This window comes from Sphingobium chungbukense (assembly GCF_001005725.1).
Lineage (GTDB): Bacteria > Pseudomonadota > Alphaproteobacteria > Sphingomonadales > Sphingomonadaceae > Sphingobium > Sphingobium chungbukense.
Genome location: NZ_LBIC01000013.1, coordinates 66,734 through 82,582, shown reverse-complemented (window position 1 = coordinate 82,582; position 15,849 = coordinate 66,734). Strand labels below are relative to the sequence as shown.

Here is a 15,849-nt window from a genome sequence, read left to right as displayed (position 1 = left end):
ACGCAGCGTGGCCTCATCCCCCTCAAACTTTCTTCAACATTTCCGCGAGGCGTGCGCGGGCGCGGTAGAGGCGGGTCTCGACTGCCTTCTGGCTGATGCCGAGAATCTCGGCGGTTTCGGCTTCCGATTTCTCATCGATCGTCCGCAAGACGAGCGTGTCCTTGAGCGATGCGGGCAGGGCGGCGATCGCTTTCATGGCCTCTGCCAGCTGCTGCTCGGCGCCGATCGCCTGGTCGGGTAGTGGCGCCTCGTCGACGACATGTTCGGCTTCCCCCAGCGCCAGCGCGTGGGAGAAGAAGTTGCGGACCGCGCGGCGGCGGCGCCAGTCATGGCATTTGTTGATGACGATCCGCGACATCCAGACCGGAAAAGGTCGCGCAGCGTCATAGCGGTTGAGTGCGGCGAAGGCGGCGACGAAGCTCGCCTGGGTCACGTCGAGCGCTTCGTCGCGGTTCCCGACATGGCTGCGCACGAGGCGGTGCACCCAGCCCTGATGCCGGCGGACCAGCTCGCCATAGGCCGCTTGCCGGCCTCCAAGCGCCAGAGCCGCGAGCTCCCCGTCCGAGCAGTCGGGGAGGCACGCGGTCATTTGGACTTGGCCGTCAGCGCTTTCACCACGGCGTCGTCGAACTTGTCCGTCTGATCCGGGCGCAGCACGGCCCGCATCGCGAAGATATGCTCGAGTGTTTCCTTCTGCAGCGCGCCCATCGCCTGGTGCGAGCGATCCACCGCCCCTGCAACCCGAGGACCATAGCCATGCTCCGCCTCGATCGCCTCGGCGAGCCGCGCGTTATCGGCGCGCAGTTCGGCCTCCAGTGCCTGACGCCGGATCGCATAGTTCTTCTCGATCGTCTCGAGACGGCTATGTTGCGCGGTGTCCAGCTTCAGATCGCGATGGAGCAGGTCGTGCAACTCATTTTCGACCGGGCGCACCGGAACCACATAGACGCGGCCGATGACCACACCGGCGATCGCCGCGGCAAAGGTCAGCAGGACGAGGAGCAGGAGCCGGCGGTCGCGCATCATTGTGAACTCAGCAGCGTCGAAGGAGCGAGCGCGAGCCGCGCGTCAAAGGGCGATATCGGCCCGGCTTCGGTCGACCGCACAGGCACGGCCGAGCCGGCAATTCCCAGGAACAAGGCTGCTGCCGCGGCGATACCGAATGTCGTGGCGCTCAGGCGGGGCATGGCCTGGAGCCGGGCGATCTCGGCCATGACGCGGCTGTCCAGCCCGGCAAGCCGGGGATCGAGCGGCGCTTCCCGCAACCGGCTGAGCATGTCGTCGAGGTGGTCCATGATGTTTCTCCGTCTTCACTTCTCAATACGCAGGATGGTCCGGCAACCCTTGTCCGGGAACAAAAAGAAAATTGCGAGGGGTGCAGGTCGCGGCTGCGTATTCTCTCATGTCACTGACAGGAGAATGTCCAAATGCGCTTCTTTTCGCCGCTCGCAGCCATCGCCGCCGTCGGCCTGAGTGTTTCGGCTCCGGCCTACGCCCATCCCAAGCTCGTGTCCTCGACGCCCGCCGCCAACGCCAGCGTCCCGGCGCCGTCGCGTATAACGCTCACCTTCAGTGAAGGTCTGATGCCGAAGCTGTCGGGCGCCGAGATCGTGATGACCGGCATGCCCGGCATGCCCAACCACCGCATGGCGGTAACCGGCTTCAAGACGTCCGTCGAAGGCGACAAGACGCTCGTGCTGACGCTCGCCAAGCCGCTCATGGCGGGCAGCTATCAGGTCGCCTGGCACGTCGTCTCGACCGACACGCACCGCATCCAGGGCAATCTCGCCTTTACCGTCAAGTGACGCCATGAACGACGTGGCACTCGTCGCCGTCCGCTGGGCGCTCTACGTCGATCTCGGCCTGTTGTTCGGCCTGCCGCTGTTCGCGCTCTATGCGCCCGGCGGCGGCCGGATGGTACAGCGGCATCTGCCGATGGTAGCAATGGTGGCCGGTCTCGCCTGTCTCGCCCTCCTGCTGTCGGCGCTGGGGTTCGCGTTGCAGGCAGCGGCCATGACCGGGCTGCCGCTCACCCAGCCTGATCTTTCCATGGTCGCAGAGCTGTTCAACGGCACGTCCATGGGAACGGCGCTGAAGGCGCGCCTCGTCGCGCTCCTCGTTCTTCTGCTCTCCATCCCCTTCTATCGCCGGCAATCCCGTCCTGCCTTCATCGCCTCCACTCTGGCAGGCGCGGTCGCACTCGCGACCCTCGCCTGGAGTGGGCATGGCGCGGCTGGCGAAGGCGAGGCGGGCTGGCTGCAACTGGGGGCCGATCTCATCCATCTGCTCGCCGCCGGCGCCTGGGTCGGCGCGCTTGCCGCATTCCTCGCGCTGGTACTTCCCAGGCTCGCAACCGACGATCTCGCCGCTCAAGACATGGACCGGGTCACGCTCGCCGAGGAAGCGTTGCGGGGCTTCTCCCTCGTCGGCACGATCATCGTCGCCCTGCTGATCCTGACCGGGACGGTGAACGGCTGGTTCCTCGTCGGTCCGGGCAACATCGCCTCGCTCGGGCAGTCGACCTACGGCCTGCTGCTCATCGCCAAGCTGCTGCTGTTCGCCGGCATGCTGGGCCTGGCCGCGCTCAACCGTTATCGCCTGACCCCGGCACTTGCGCAGGCGATCGAGGAAGAGGACGCGCCACGGGCGCAGGCGCTGCTGCGCGCGAGCCTCGTCGTCGAAGGCGGTCTTGCGATCGTCATTCTCGGGCTCGTCGCCTGGCTGGGGACACTATCGCCGCCCATGTCGATGTAGCTTATCGTTTCGGACGCCTCGCGTTGGGAGAAGCCAATGCAATCCTACACCCCGCCGCTCGGGACCGGATCGACGAAAGACTATGATCGCGCGATCCGCCTGTGGACGCGGGAGAAGCGGTGGCGTGCCGCCATGCTCGCCGCCCTGGCGCCCAAAGCCGGTGAGACGGTCGTCGACGTCGGCTGTGGCACCGGCAGCTTCGCGCTGATGCTCAAGCAAGCCGAGCCCAGGACGCAGGTGATCGGTCTCGATCCCGATGCCGAGGCGCTCGACATCGCGCGGCACAAGGCCGCTGTGCGGCGGGCCGATATCGACTGGCGTCAGGGATTTGCCAGGGACGTGGCCCCGGGTACCGCCGACGCTGTCGTGTCGAGTCTCGTGCTGCATCAGATGCCGGTCAGGGAGAAGGCGGCAACCCTGCGCGCCATGTTCGCCATGCTGCGCCCGGGTGGGCGCCTGGTGATCGCCGATTATGGCCGCCAGCAGGGTTTCATGCGGCTTGCCTTCCGCCTGACCGTGCAGCGGCTCGATGGCATCGATGATACCCGGCCCAATGCCGACGGCGTGCTCCCCGGCCTGATCGCGGCGGCCGGCTTCAGGCATGTGGCCGAGACGTTTCGGCTTTTGACCATCACCGGCGCGATCGACTTGTTTACGGCGCATCGACCGGCGCAGGACCACGGCCTTACGGTTGCCAATGACCTTGGCTGATGGCGGCCAGGCGAACGGGCCCGCCGATTTGTCCGCTTAGGCGATTACGTATTGACCCTGACACGGTGTCAGACCCTAGATCGTCAGGCGTCGAAAGGAGCAAGGCGATGAACGAGACACATGGAGCGGCGCATGGCGGCGGTTGCTGCGGCAGCCACGGCGCTGCGAAACCAGCGGCTGGCGTCAAGGACCCGGTCTGCGGCATGACCGTCGATCCTGCGATCACTGCGCACCATGCCGAGCATGGCGGTGAAAGCTATCATTTCTGCAGCGCGGGCTGCCGGGCAAAATTCATCGCCGATCCCGAGCGCTATCTCGGCCCGCCGGCACCGCCAGTCGCGGTGCCAGAAGGCACGATCTGGACCTGCCCTATGCATCCCGAGATTCGGCAGGACCATCCCGGGTCCTGTCCGATCTGCGGCATGGCGCTCGAGCCCGCGACCGTGACTGCCGACAGCGGCCCCAGCCATGAGCTGGTCGATTTCACACGGCGCTTCCGGGTCGGCCTGATGCTGGCCCTCCCGGTGCTGATCCTCGAGATGGGCGCGCATCTCTTTCCCGCGATCCATCGCCTCGTGCCGATGTCGATCTCGGTATGGATCCAGTTCGTGCTGGCGACACCCGTCGTGCTCTGGGCGGGCTGGCCCTTCTTCGAGCGTGGCTGGGCCTCGCTCAAGACCCGCAACCTCAACATGTTCACCCTGATCGCGATGGGGACCGGGGTCGCCTGGATCTACAGCGTCGTCGCGACGCTCGCGCCCCAGCTGTTCCCGCCCGCCTTCCGCGGAGAGGACGGCATGGTTGCCGTCTATTTCGAGGCGGCCGCGGTGATCACTGTCCTCGTGCTGCTCGGCCAGATGCTCGAACTGCGCGCGCGCGAGCGGACCTCGGGCGCGATCAAGGCGCTGCTTAACCTTGCGCCAAAGACCGCGCGCCGGATCGGTTCCGATGGCAGTGAAGAGGAAATCAGCCTCGATCTCGTTGCGGTCGGCGACCGCCTGCGTGTGCGTCCTGGCGAGAAGGTGCCGGTCGATGGCGTGGTCGAGGACGGCCGTTCCTCGCTCGACGAGTCGATGGTCACCGGTGAGTCCATGCCCGTCACCAAGGCCAAGGCCGACACGGTGATCGGCGGCACGCTCAACCAGACCGGCGCGCTCGTTATCGTCGCCGACAAGGTTGGCCGGGACACCATGCTGGCGCGCATCGTCCAGATGGTCGCCGAGGCGCAGCGCTCGCGCGCGCCGATCCAGCGCATGGCCGATCAGGTGTCGGGCTGGTTCGTGCCCGTGGTCATCGCGGTCGCGGTGGTCGCGTTCATCGCCTGGGGCATCTGGGGCCCCGAGCCGCGCTTCGCCTACGGGCTGGTTGCGGCGGTCGCCGTGCTGATCATCGCCTGTCCCTGCGCACTGGGTCTCGCCACGCCGATGTCGATCATGGTCGGGGTTGGCCGCGGCGCCGGGCTCGGCGTCCTCATCAAGAATGCCGAAGCGCTCGAGCATATGGAAAAAGTCGACACGCTCGTCGTCGACAAGACCGGCACGCTGACCGAAGGCCGGCCTGCCGTCACCCAGATCGTGCCGGCGCCCGGCTTCGACGAAGCCGAACTGCTGCGGCTTGCCGCCTCGGTCGAGCGGGCCTCCGAGCATCCGCTCGCGCTGGCGATCGTCGAGGCCGCCAAGGATCGCGGCATCCCCACGAGCGACGTCACCGACTTCGATTCCCCCACCGGACGCGGCGCGCTCGGCACCGTCGACGGCCGCCGGATCGTGCTCGGTAATGCGCGGTTCCTCTCGGAAGAGGGCATAGCAACCGACGCGCTGGCGGAGCAGGCCGACGCCCTGCGCCGGGATGGCGCCACCGCGATCTTCATCGGCGTCGACGGCACCGTCGGCGGCGCCTTTGCAATCGCCGATCCCGTGAAGCAGACGACGCCGGAGGCCCTGGCCGCACTCAAGGCCGAAGGCATTCGCGTGGTGATGTTGACCGGCGACAACCGCACCACAGCAGAGGCGGTGGCAAGGCGGCTCGGCATTGACGATGTCGAAGCCGAGGTACTGCCCGACCAGAAGAGTGCCGTCGTCGCGCGGTTGAAAAGCGAGGGGCGCGTGGTGGCGATGGCCGGCGACGGGGTCAACGACGCCCCCGCACTGGCTGCCGCCGATGTCGGTATTGCCATGGGCTCGGGCACCGACGTCGCGATCGAGAGCGCGGGCGTGACGCTGCTCAAGGGCGATCTCATGGGCATCGTGCGGGCACGGCGGCTGAGCCAGGCGACCATGTCCAACATTCGCCAGAACCTGGTCTTCGCCTTCATCTACAATGTCGCCGGGGTGCCGGTGGCGGCGGGCGCGCTCTATCCGCTGTTCGGCATCCTGCTCTCGCCGATCATCGCGGCCGCCGCCATGGCGCTCTCCTCGGTCAGCGTGGTCACCAACGCGCTGCGCCTCAACCGGAAAGCGCTGTGAACATCGGGGAGGCGTCGAAGCAAAGCGGGGTCTCGGAGCGGATGATCCGCCATTATGAGAAGATCGGCCTCATCCCGGCGCCGCCGCGCCGGGGAGCGGGTTATCGCGACTATGGCGAGAGTGACCTCCATCGCCTGCGGTTCATCGCCAATGCCCGCGATCTCGGTTTTCCGATCGAGGAGATCCGGACCCTGCTCGGCCTGTGGGCCGACACGGGCCGCAGCAGCGCCGATGTAAAGCGGGTCGCGTTGGCGCGGGCGGAGGAATTGCAGCGCAAGGCCGAAGCGCTGACGACCCTGCGCGAGACCCTCGTCGATCTCGCCGAGCGCTGTCATGGCGACGAGCGGCCAGATTGTCCCATCATCGCCGAACTGAGTCTCGACAGAAAATGTTAGCGCCGGCCGCCTCTCGGACCAGACCCGCTCTGGCGGCCGGGGTGCTGATCGCACTTGGCATTCTCACGACGGGCCTCGCGATATATTTCCTCGCAGTCCGCCCGCCACTGCTGGCGGAGGATCTTCGCCATATCGGCGGCAACCCGCAGACCCTTTCGCCGGTATTGCGGGACTGGTTCGGCGGGATAGCTGGCTCGCCCGTGCGACCGCACTGAGCCTCCTGATCGTATTTGGCCGCTTTTCATACAGCAATGTCGTGCTGAGCTCTGACTTCTGGGGCTGGCATATGCGAGGCAATCCCTCCGTAGGACTACGGAGTGCGCAGAGGCTTCCTGCGCTTCAGGGCTTGTTGCACCGCAGCAGGAGCGAAAATGTGCAGAGTCGAAGCAATATCCCTGACCCGTTGGACGGTCTGGCCACGACGCTGGATCGGTCGAGCTTCGCCGCCATCGCGCAGCTGACTTCAGGCCAGTCGCCCGCCACTTTGGCGCAGTCTTTTTCCGACTGGTGGACGCACATTCTCTGCTCGCCAGGCAGGCAGCTGCAGCTCGCCGCCAAGGGCGGGCGCAAGCTGATGCGGCTCGCCGACTATGCCATGCGCAGCGCATCCGGCAGCGATCCCGAGCCGGCGATCGATCCGCTGCCCCAGGATCGGCGCTTCGCCGACGCAGCCTGGAAGCGCCATCCGTTCGACCTGATCGAGCAGGCCTTCCTGCTCCAGCAGCAATGGTGGCATGCCGCGACGACCGGCGTGAGCGGCGTCACCGGGCACCACGAAGCGATCGTCGAGTTCGCGACCCGCCAGATGCTCGACATGGTGTCCCCGACCAATTTCATCCCGACCAACCCCGTGCTCCAGCAGCGCATCCTCGAAACCGGAGGACAATGCCTTGTCGAGGGTGCGCGATTTTTTTGCGACGACCTGGAACGCCTGGTACGCGGGGAGCCCGCAGCGGGCACGGAGGCCTATCGGGTCGGCGAGAAGGTCGCAGCCACGGCTGGCAAGGTCGTGTTTCGCAACAGGGTCATGGAACTGATCCAATATGCGCCCGCAACCGAGACGGTGCGTCCGGAGCCGATATTGATCGTGCCGGCATGGATCATGAAATATTACATCCTCGACCTGTCGCCGGAAAATTCGCTCATCCGCTGGCTGGTAGGGCAGGGCTACACCGTGTTCTGCATCTCCTGGCACAATCCCGACAGCGCCGACCGCGATCTCGACATGGAGGATTATCGCCTGCTTGGGCCGATGGCCGCCGTTGATGTCATCCAGGCGATTACCGGCACCGAGAAGATCCACGCGGCCGGCTATTGTATCGGCGGCACGCTGCTCGCCATCACCGCGGCCGCGATGGCGCGCGATGAAGATGAGCGTCTGGCGAGCGTCACGCTGTTCGCCGCCCAGACCGAGTTCAGCGAGCCGGGCGAACTTGGTCTGTTCATCGACGAGGCGGAGATCAACCTGATCGATGCGATGATGTGGGCGCGCGGCTTTCTCGACAGCAGCCATATGGGCGGCGCCTTCCAGATGCTGCGGTCCAACGATCTGCTCTGGTCGCGCATCCTCTCGACCTATCTCATGGGCGAGCGCGAGCCGATGACCGACCTCATGGCATGGAACGCCGACGGCACCCGCATGCCCTATGCCATGCACGCGCAATATCTTCGGCGCCTGTTCCTCGACAATGACCTGTCCGAAGGGCGCTACGAGGCCGGCGGCCACCCGGTCTCGCTCTCGGGGCTGCGCATGCCGATCTTCATGGTGGGCACGGAAACCGACCATGTCGCGCCGTGGCGCTCGACCCACAAGCTCCACATGCTGACGGGCGCGGAGATCCGCTTCGTGCTGACGAGCGGTGGCCACAATGCCGGGATCGTCTCCGAGCCCGGGCATCCTCATCGCCATTATCGCATCGCGACACGGATGCAGGATGGCCCGGCGCCAGGTCCCGATGCCTGGCTGGAGCGGGCCGAGGTGCGCGAAGGGTCGTGGTGGCCGGAATGGAGTTCATGGCTTGGATCGCACTCGGGCGAGGCGGCGGCCCCACCGGCGATGGGCGCGCCCGAACGGAACTATCCGCCGCTCGGTGATGCCCCCGGGCGCTACGTGCTGGAGCGCTGAGCCATGGCCGCCGCCAACCTCATCGAGAACCGCACGTTCGACGAGATCGCCGTCGGCGATACGGCCAGCCTCACCCGCACGCTGACCGCCGACGACATCCAGCTCTTCGCGGCGGTGTCAGGCGACGTGAATCCGGCGCATCTCGACCCTGTCTATGCCGAAACGGACATGTTCCACAGGGTCATCGCTCATGGCATGTGGGGCGCGGGGCTCATCTCGGCGATCCTGGGAACCGAGCTGCCAGGGCCCGGTGCGATCTATCTCGGCCAATCGCTTCGCTTCACCCGCCCGGTGGGCGTCGGCGACACCATCACGGCCTGCGTCACCGTCGCGCAGAAGCGCGCCGAGCATCATGTCATCGTTCTCGACTGCACCTGTGTGAACCAGAAGGGCGAGACCGTCATCAGCGGCCAGGCCGAGGTCAAGGCGCCCACCGAGAAAGTCAGCCGGCCCCGCATGCCGCTTCCCGACGTGCGGATCGCCAGCCACGACCGCTTCCGCCAGTTGATGGCGCGCGCCAAGGACGGATCTGCGTGCGTCACGGCCGTGGTCCATCCGTGCAGCGCCGACGCCATGCGCGCAGTGGCTGAGGCCGCCGACGCCGGCATCGTCGTTCCGATTCTCATCGGCCCTGCGGCGCGTATGACGAATGCGGCGAAGGACGCCGGTGTCGATATTGCGGCCTTCCGGGTGATCGACGTCCCGCACAGCCACGCCGCCGCCGCCGAAGCCGTCGCGCGCGTGCGGGCCGGCGAAGCCGCGCTGCTGATGAAGGGCTCGCTTCATACTGACGAGCTCATGGGCGCGGTCGTATCGTCCGACACGGGCCTTCGGACCGAACGCAGGATCAGCCACGCCTATGTGATGGACGTGCCCGGCTATCCGCGCCCGCTCATCATCACCGACGCCGCGATCAACATCGAGCCGACGCTTGAGGACAAGGCCGACATCGCGCGCAACGCGATCGACCTTGCCCATGTGATCGGGATCGAACAGCCCAGGGTCGCGATCCTCGCCGCCGTCGAAACGGTCAATCCGAAAATGCGCACCACATTGGATGCCGCGGCGCTCTGCAAGATGGCGGACCGGGGCCAGATCGAAGGCGCGCTGCTCGATGGCCCGCTCGCCCTCGATAATGCGATCAGCGAGGCGGCCGTGCGCGAGAAAAGTATCGTCTCGCCGGTCGCCGGCCAGGCGGACATCCTGCTGGTGCCCGATCTGGAGGCCGGCAACATGCTCGCAAAGCAGCTGACCTTCCTGGGCGGCGCCGATGCCGCAGGCGTGGTGCTCGGCGCGCGCGCTCCGATCATCCTCACCAGCCGGGCAGACAGCGTGCGCACGCGCCTCGCCTCCTGCGCGCTCGCGGTGCTGCTGGCGCGGGCTGCGACCAAGGCGGCTCCCGGCGTTGCGGGACAGCGCCGCGATGGCTGAAATCCTGTGCCTCAACGCCGGTTCGTCGAGCCTTAAGTTCGCGCTCTACGCCGAGCCGGGCACTGATGAGCCCTCTTTGCTGGCGAGCGGCAAGATCGAGAATATCGGCCTTGAGCCGCACCTGATCGCGCGCGATGCGAAGGGGGATGTCCTTGCCGAGCGGCGCTGGACGAAAGACGGCACGATCACGCACGAGACGCTGCTCGAGGATTTGCTGCGGGAGATCGAAGCCTCGGTCGGCGACGATCTGATCGCGGTCGGCCATCGGATCGTTCATGGCGGCACCGACTATTCAGCGCCGGCGCGGGTCGACGCGCCACTCCTCGCCGCGCTCGAGGCGCTTTGCCCACTGGCGCCATTGCATCAGCCCCATAATCTCGCCGCGGTCCGCGCCGTCTCCAGGCTGCGCCCCGCTGTGCTGCAAGTCGCCTGCTTCGACACCGGCTTCCATCATGGCCAGCCCCCGATCGCGACGCGCCTCGCGCTGCCGCGCGCGCTTGGCGAAGAGGGCATGCGGCGCTACGGTTTTCACGGCATCTCCTACGAATATATCGCGCGGCAGCTGCGTTCGATCGATCCCGATACAGGCGGTGGCCGCACGATCGCCGCGCATCTCGGCAACGGGGCCAGCCTTTGCGCGATGGCCGGGGGGCGCAGCATCGACACGACGATGGGGTTCACCGCGCTCGACGGGCTGGTGATGGGTACGCGCTGCGGCGCGCTCGACCCGGGCGCGGTGCTCTATCTTTTCCAGCAGAGGGGCATGACGGCGCGTGAAGTCGAGCATCTCCTCTACAGTGAGTCCGGCCTTTTGGGCGTGTCCGGCGTCTCCAGCGACATGCGCGCGCTTCTCGGCAGCGAAACGCCCGCCGCTGGGGAAGCGATCGAGCTCTTCGTCTGGCAGATCGCGCGCCAGGCCGGCGCTCTCGCGTCCTCGCTCGGGGGTCTCGACACATTCGTGTTCACTGCCGGGATCGGCGAGAATTCGCCTGAAATTCGCGCCCGCGTCGCCGGTCGGCTCGGCTGGCTCGGCGTGGACCTCGACGCGGACGCGAACCTCCGAGGAGATGCAGTCATCAGCGCGCCGTCCAGCCGTGTCGCCGTCCGCGTCATCCCGACCGATGAGGAAAGGATGATCGCCATCCACACCGCCGATCTGCTGCGTGAGGAGCCGAAAGCATGAAACCTCTCGTCGATCTTACTGGCAAGCGCGGCCTGGTGATCGGTATCGCCAACGCGCATAGCATCGCGGCGGGTTGCGCCCAGGCCTTTCACGACTGTGGCGCGAGACTGGCGGCGACCTATCTCAACGGAAAGGCCGAGCCGTTCGTGGCGCCCGTCGCGGAGACCCTGGGAGTCGAATGGCTCGCCGCGTGCGATGTCCGGGTGCCGGGCGAACTGGAGGCCCTGTTCGAGCGGGTGAAGTCCGAATGGGGCGGCCTCGATTTCCTGCTTCACTCGATCGCTTTCGCGCCGAAGGAGGATTTGCACGGCCGCGTCGTCGACAGCTCGGCCGAAGGCCTCGCGCTGGCGATGGACGTCTCGTGCCACAGCTTCCTGCGCATGGCGCGTCTCGCCGAGCCGCTGATGTCGGATGGCGGCTGCCTGCTGTGCGTCACCTTCTACGGGTCGGAGCGGGTGGTCGAGCACTACAACCTGATGGGGCCGGTCAAAGCGGCCCTCGAAAGCGCGACCCGCTATGTCGCGGCTGAGCTTGGCCCCAAGGGCATTCGCGCCCATGCGATCTCGCCAGGCCCGATCGCGACCCGCGCTGCCAGCGGCATCGACCGCTTCGACGAGCTGCTCGAACGGGCCGCGGCGACGGTCCCGCAGCACCAGCTCGTGACCATCGAGGATGTCGGAGGGCTCGCCGCCTTTCTGGTGAGCGATGCCGGCCGCCATATCACCGGCACGATCATTCCGGTCGATGGCGGTCAGCACCTGCTCGGCTAGGGCGGCTCGCCGCGATCGGGGGCTATCCTATTTGTCGCTGGTGGCCTGCTTCTCGCCGTCGCCCGGGCTTTTCTGCCCGAACCATGGTCCGACAATGGCAGCAAAGGCATCCAGCGCCCCGGGAGCCGTCGGAGCGCTCGCGACGGCCTGCCAGGCCTGCTGCCATTCCTCGAACGCCGATCTTGTGCCGGCAATCATATGCTCGCGGACCGTGGCCATGTCCTCGAACAGTGCCCGCGGTCCGGCCGGGCTGACCGCGCCGGCGTCCGACGTCTTGTCCGTCGCGCCCGCAATCGAGGCACGCGCCTCTTCGGCGAAGCGGCCGGCGGCGCGGTTGCCGACCTCGAGCGACTCTTCGCCACCTTTCCGGGCGACTTCGGCGAGCTTCAGCATCAGGCCGACATTCGCTTTGGCGAGCGCGGCGAGTTGATCAACGGGATAGGGCATGAAACGGTGAACCTTTCTCTTCGCGTTTGAGCTCTGGCATATCGGGCATAGCGCCCTGGCCTGAGGCCCATCGCGTCGCGCCGCCGTTATTCGGCGAGGCTGAATCAGAGAGAATCGGTAACTCTACGTATGCCGAATCTGCGGCTTGCCTGCGACGCTCAGCCAATGCACTTTTGGCTTGTCGTCCATGTCGTGCCCGCGGGCAGCGACTTCTACCCGTCCCGTCATGATCGCGGCACGGTCGGGCATGATTATGGTCTGACCCGGCAACCGGCATGGGCGTGATACCGTCCATAGCCAGGCTCGGCCGGATTGCGGCGCTGCGCGGTCCCGTCCTCGACGTCGAGTTCGACGAAGGGCCGCTGCCCGCGGTCAATGAAGCGCTGCGCGTCGATGCGTCGTCAGGCCCGCTGGTCGCGGAAGTGCAGAGCCATATCGATGACCGCACCGTCCGCGCCGTCGCGCTTCAGCCGACCTCCGGTCTCGCTCGGAATGTCGGCGTGATGGCCTTGGGCGCCCCCATCGCGGTCCCGGTCGGAGACAAGGTTCTGGGGCGGCTCCTTACGCCGACCGGGCAGGTGGGTGACGGCGGCGCGCCGCTTGGGCCGGATGTCCCATTGAGGCCCATTCACCGCGCCCCCCCGCCGCTCGACGAGCAGAGCGCGGCGACGGCGATGTTCGAGACTGGCATCAAGGTCATCGATCTGCTCGCGCCGCTCGCCCAGGGTGGCAAGGCGGCAATGTTCGGGGGCGCGGGGGTGGGGAAGACCGTGCTGGTGATGGAACTCATCAACGCGATGGTCGCGCGCTATGAAGGTGTTTCCGTCTTTGCCGGCATCGGCGAGCGATCGCGCGAGGGCCATGAGCTGCTCACGGACATGCGCGGCTCGGGCGTGATCGACAAGACCGTGCTCGTTTTCGGGCAGATGAACGAGCCGCCGGGCGCGCGCTGGCGGGTAGGGCTGACCGCGCTCACCATCGCCGAACATTTCCGCGACGAGCAGAAGCGCAATGTCCTGCTGCTCATGGATAATGTGTTCCGCTTCGTCCAGGCCGGCAGCGAAGTCTCCGGCCTGCTCGGACGCATGCCTTCGCGCGTCGGCTACCAGCCGACGCTGGCCAGCGAAGTGGCCGCGCTGCAGGAGCGCATCGCCTCGGTGCATGGGGCGGCGGTGACCGCGATCGAGGCGGTCTATGTGCCCGCCGACGATTTCACCGACCCTGCGGTCACCGCCATCTCCGCCCATCTCGACAGTTCCATTCTGCTCTCGCGCGCCATGGCGGCCGAAGGCATCTATCCCGCGGTCGATCCGCTGGGATCGTCGTCGATCCTGCTCGATCCGCAGGTCGTGGGCGATCATCATTACGCGCTCGCCCAGCAGGTCCGGGAGACGATCGCGCATTATCGCGAGCTTCAGGACATCATCTCGCTGCTCGGTATCGAGGAACTGGGCCGCGAGGATCGGCTGATCGTCGGCAGGGCGCGGCGGCTGCAGCGCTTCCTGACCCAGCCCTTCATGGTGACCCAGGCCTTCACCGGGCAAGCCGGCCGTTCTGTGGCGCTGGCCGATACGCTGCAGGGCGTCGCGGCCATCCTGGCCGGCGAGACCGACGACTGGCCCGAGAGCGCCTTCTACATGGTGGGCGATATTGAAGAGGCACGCTCTCGCGTGGGGGAGGGCGCATGAAGCTGCGGATCACCGATCCGACCGCGATCCTCGTCGACACGGACGTCAGGTCGGTTCGCGCCGAGGATGCCAGCGGCAGTTTCGGCATCCTGTCGGGCCACGCCGATTTCCTGACCGCGCTTGGCGTCTCGATCGTCTCCTGGCGGGGCCTCGATGGCGCTCCCGGCTATTGCGCGGTGCGCAACGGCATTCTGACCGTGAGCCACGGCACGGAGGTCGCGGTCGCGACGCGCGAAGGCCATGTCGGCGATGACCTCGGAACGCTCGAGCATGACGTGCTCGCGCGCTACCGCGAGCGCGACGAGGGCGAACGATCCGAACGGACCGCGTCGGCGAAACTCAGGATGCAGGCGATCCGCCATATGGTCGAGGCCCTGCAGGGTGGTGGCCGGGAGCTTGGTCTGTGACCGCGGACAAGCCCGAGCAGCCGATCGTCGAAGCCATCCGGACCCGCGCGGAACGGCGGCGGCTTGCGCAGCGGCTTCCTTCCGTCGCCCGCAATCTCGGCCAGATCGGCGTGCTCGGCTGGCAGATCGTCCTGCCCGCGCTGGTCGGTCTCGCGATCGGCCGCTGGCTCGACCACCGGCTGGATAGCGGCATCTTCTGGACCGCGCCGCTCCTGCTCGTCGGGCTCGCCCTCGGCTGCTGGTCGGGCTGGCGCTGGATGCACCGGCAATGAGCCAGCTCTCCCCCATCCTGTTCCTGGCCCTCGGATTTGCGGTCGGCCTCGCCCATTTCGCGGCCATCGCCAGAGAAGCCGACCTCGTCACCCATGGCGGCCCGGCATCGCGCGCGATCCTGCTCAGGCTCGGGCGTCTCGCCGTCACTATTCTGGTTCTCGTCATCGCCAGCCGGCAAGGGTGGCCGGCGCTTCTTGCCGCTACAACCGGCTTCATGGGCGGGCGCCAGATCATGCTCCACCGGCTCGGAGGCGCCCGATGAAATTCGCGTCACCACTTGAAAGCCATGTGCTGTTCCCGATCGGTCCGGTGCCGATCAGCCAGCCGGTCGCCACGACCTGGGGCATCATGGCCTTCCTTACAATCGGAAGCTGGCTGCTGACCCGCCGCCTTGCGTTACGCCCAACCCGAGCCCAAGCGGCGCTCGAGCTGGTCGTCGAGACCGTCGCCGGCCAGATCCGCGAGACGATGGAGGCGGAACCGCAGCGTTATCTGCCGCTGATCGGCACGCTGTTCCTGTTCCTGCTGGTCGCCAACTGGTCGTCGCTGATCCCCGGCGTCGAGCCGCCGACCGCGACCCTCGAAACCGACGCGGCGCTGGCGCTGATCGTCTTCGGCGCGACGCTCTGGTTCGGCGTCCGCGCGCTCGGGCCCAGGGCCTATCTCGCGACCTTCGCGCGCCCCTCGATCCTGCTCGCCCCGCTCAATATCGTCGAGCTCTTCACCCGCAGCTTCTCGCTGATGGTGCGCCTGTTCGGCAACGTCATGAGCGGCGTCTTCATGATCGGCGTCGTGCTGAGCCTCGCCGGGCTGCTCGTCCCGATCCCGCTCATGGCGCTCGAAATGCTGACCGGCGCGGTCCAGGCCTACATTTTCGGCGCGCTCGCCATGGTCTTTATCGGGAGCGCTATCAGCGAGAACGGCGCCCGCCCGCCATCCAAACAGGAGTCCCCCGCATGAACTGGATCCATCTCGCCAGCATCCTCGGAGCCGCTTTCGCGATCTCGATCGGCGCAATCGCCCCGGCGCTCGGGCAGGGCAGGGCCGTCGCCGCCGCGATGGACGCGATCGCGCGCCAGCCCGAAGCCGCCAACACCGTCTCGCGCACGCTGTTCGTGGGCCTCGCGATGATCGAGACGATGGCGATCTACTGCCTCGTGATCGCGCTGCTGCTGCTCTTCGCCAACCCGTTCGCCTGAC

General features: G+C 67.0%; 20 protein-coding genes. 16 read left to right on the top strand and 4 right to left on the bottom strand.

What is annotated here, in order from left to right; genetic code table 11:
• Positions 1–22: 22 nt before the first annotated feature.
• From YP76_RS22805 to YP76_RS22795, 3 genes are read right to left on the bottom strand one after another with little or no spacing between them, the layout of a single operon-like run.
• On the bottom strand, positions 23–589 hold the full coding sequence (locus YP76_RS22805) for an RNA polymerase sigma factor (RefSeq protein ID WP_046765847.1): 567 nt from the start codon (positions 587–589) through the stop codon (positions 23–25).
• Positions 586–1,023, bottom strand: coding sequence for a periplasmic heavy metal sensor (locus tag YP76_RS22800; protein ID WP_025550099.1), 438 nt, complete (start codon positions 1,021–1,023; stop codon positions 586–588). The genes YP76_RS22805 and YP76_RS22800 overlap by 4 nt, the downstream gene beginning before the upstream one ends.
• Positions 1,023–1,295 (bottom strand): hypothetical protein, encoded by a 273-nt coding sequence (locus YP76_RS22795; RefSeq protein ID WP_007406394.1) that lies wholly within the window; start codon positions 1,293–1,295, stop codon positions 1,023–1,025. The genes YP76_RS22800 and YP76_RS22795 overlap by 1 nt, the downstream gene beginning before the upstream one ends.
• A gap of 132 nt (positions 1,296–1,427) precedes the next feature.
• On the opposite strand from YP76_RS22795, the gene copC reads away from it, so the two are divergent.
• From copC to fabI, 10 genes are all read left to right on the top strand, one after another.
• Entirely contained in the window at positions 1,428–1,805 is a 378-nt protein-coding gene (gene copC, locus YP76_RS22790) for a copper homeostasis periplasmic binding protein CopC (protein WP_007406420.1), read from the top strand.
• 4 nt (positions 1,806–1,809) lie between these two features.
• Positions 1,810–2,754: a copper homeostasis membrane protein CopD gene (gene copD / locus YP76_RS22785; RefSeq protein WP_007406374.1), complete on the top strand. Its 945-nt coding sequence runs from the start codon at positions 1,810–1,812 to the stop codon at positions 2,752–2,754.
• Between the two features lie 36 nt (positions 2,755–2,790).
• On the top strand, positions 2,791–3,465 hold the full coding sequence (locus YP76_RS22780) for a class I SAM-dependent methyltransferase (protein ID WP_017501308.1): 675 nt from the start codon (positions 2,791–2,793) through the stop codon (positions 3,463–3,465).
• A 107-nt stretch (positions 3,466–3,572) separates the two neighbouring features.
• On the top strand, positions 3,573–5,930 hold the full coding sequence (locus YP76_RS22775; protein ID WP_021245221.1) for a heavy metal translocating P-type ATPase: 2,358 nt from the start codon (positions 3,573–3,575) through the stop codon (positions 5,928–5,930).
• A complete protein-coding gene (gene cueR / locus YP76_RS22770) occupies positions 5,927–6,325 on the top strand; it encodes a Cu(I)-responsive transcriptional regulator (RefSeq protein WP_007406402.1) in 399 nt (132 codons plus the stop codon). The genes YP76_RS22775 and cueR overlap by 4 nt, the downstream gene beginning before the upstream one ends.
• Entirely contained in the window at positions 6,319–6,540 is a 222-nt protein-coding gene (locus YP76_RS27985) for a hypothetical protein (protein ID WP_017501310.1), read from the top strand. Before cueR ends, YP76_RS27985 begins: the two co-directional genes overlap by 7 nt.
• 188 nt (positions 6,541–6,728) lie before the next feature.
• Positions 6,729–8,450: a PHA/PHB synthase family protein gene (locus tag YP76_RS22765; protein ID WP_021245223.1), complete on the top strand. Its 1,722-nt coding sequence runs from the start codon at positions 6,729–6,731 to the stop codon at positions 8,448–8,450.
• A gap of 3 nt (positions 8,451–8,453) precedes the next feature.
• Positions 8,454–9,881 (top strand): bifunctional enoyl-CoA hydratase/phosphate acetyltransferase, encoded by a 1,428-nt coding sequence (locus tag YP76_RS22760; protein ID WP_021245224.1) that lies wholly within the window; start codon positions 8,454–8,456, stop codon positions 9,879–9,881.
• Positions 9,874–11,064, top strand: a complete 1,191-nt coding sequence (locus tag YP76_RS22755; RefSeq protein WP_031291181.1) for an acetate/propionate family kinase — start codon at positions 9,874–9,876, stop codon at positions 11,062–11,064. The genes YP76_RS22760 and YP76_RS22755 overlap by 8 nt, the downstream gene beginning before the upstream one ends.
• Complete coding sequence (fabI, locus tag YP76_RS22750) at positions 11,061–11,834, top strand: enoyl-ACP reductase FabI (RefSeq protein ID WP_021245226.1); 774 nt, start codon at positions 11,061–11,063, stop codon at positions 11,832–11,834. The genes YP76_RS22755 and fabI overlap by 4 nt, the downstream gene beginning before the upstream one ends.
• 27 nt (positions 11,835–11,861) lie before the next feature.
• On the opposite strand, the gene YP76_RS22745 is transcribed toward fabI, so the two are convergent.
• Positions 11,862–12,281 carry a hypothetical protein gene (locus YP76_RS22745; protein ID WP_017501314.1) on the bottom strand — a complete coding sequence of 140 codons (420 nt, stop codon included), beginning with the start codon at positions 12,279–12,281 and terminating at the stop codon, positions 11,862–11,864.
• A 281-nt stretch (positions 12,282–12,562) separates the two neighbouring features.
• Between YP76_RS22745 and atpD the strand changes: the two genes are divergently transcribed.
• Genes atpD through YP76_RS22715 form a run of 6 tightly spaced genes read left to right on the top strand, consistent with a single transcriptional unit; the run spans position 12,563 to position 15,848 of the window.
• Positions 12,563–13,969, top strand: a complete 1,407-nt coding sequence (gene atpD, locus YP76_RS22740) for a F0F1 ATP synthase subunit beta (RefSeq protein WP_438943869.1) — start codon at positions 12,563–12,565, stop codon at positions 13,967–13,969.
• Entirely contained in the window at positions 13,966–14,376 is a 411-nt protein-coding gene (locus tag YP76_RS22735) for a F0F1 ATP synthase subunit epsilon (protein WP_017501317.1), read from the top strand. The genes atpD and YP76_RS22735 overlap by 4 nt, the downstream gene beginning before the upstream one ends.
• On the top strand, positions 14,373–14,648 hold the full coding sequence (locus YP76_RS22730) for an AtpZ/AtpI family protein (protein WP_021245229.1): 276 nt from the start codon (positions 14,373–14,375) through the stop codon (positions 14,646–14,648). Before YP76_RS22735 ends, YP76_RS22730 begins: the two co-directional genes overlap by 4 nt.
• Complete coding sequence (locus tag YP76_RS22725; protein WP_017501319.1) at positions 14,645–14,911, top strand: ATP synthase subunit I; 267 nt, start codon at positions 14,645–14,647, stop codon at positions 14,909–14,911. Before YP76_RS22730 ends, YP76_RS22725 begins: the two co-directional genes overlap by 4 nt.
• A complete protein-coding gene (locus YP76_RS22720; protein WP_025546733.1) occupies positions 14,908–15,609 on the top strand; it encodes a F0F1 ATP synthase subunit A in 702 nt (233 codons plus the stop codon). Before YP76_RS22725 ends, YP76_RS22720 begins: the two co-directional genes overlap by 4 nt.
• The gene (locus tag YP76_RS22715) at positions 15,606–15,848 is read left to right on the top strand and encodes a F0F1 ATP synthase subunit C (protein ID WP_017501321.1); all 243 of its coding nucleotides are present in this window, start codon (positions 15,606–15,608) and stop codon (positions 15,846–15,848) included. The genes YP76_RS22720 and YP76_RS22715 overlap by 4 nt, the downstream gene beginning before the upstream one ends.
• The last annotated feature ends 1 nt before the right edge of the window (position 15,849 follow it).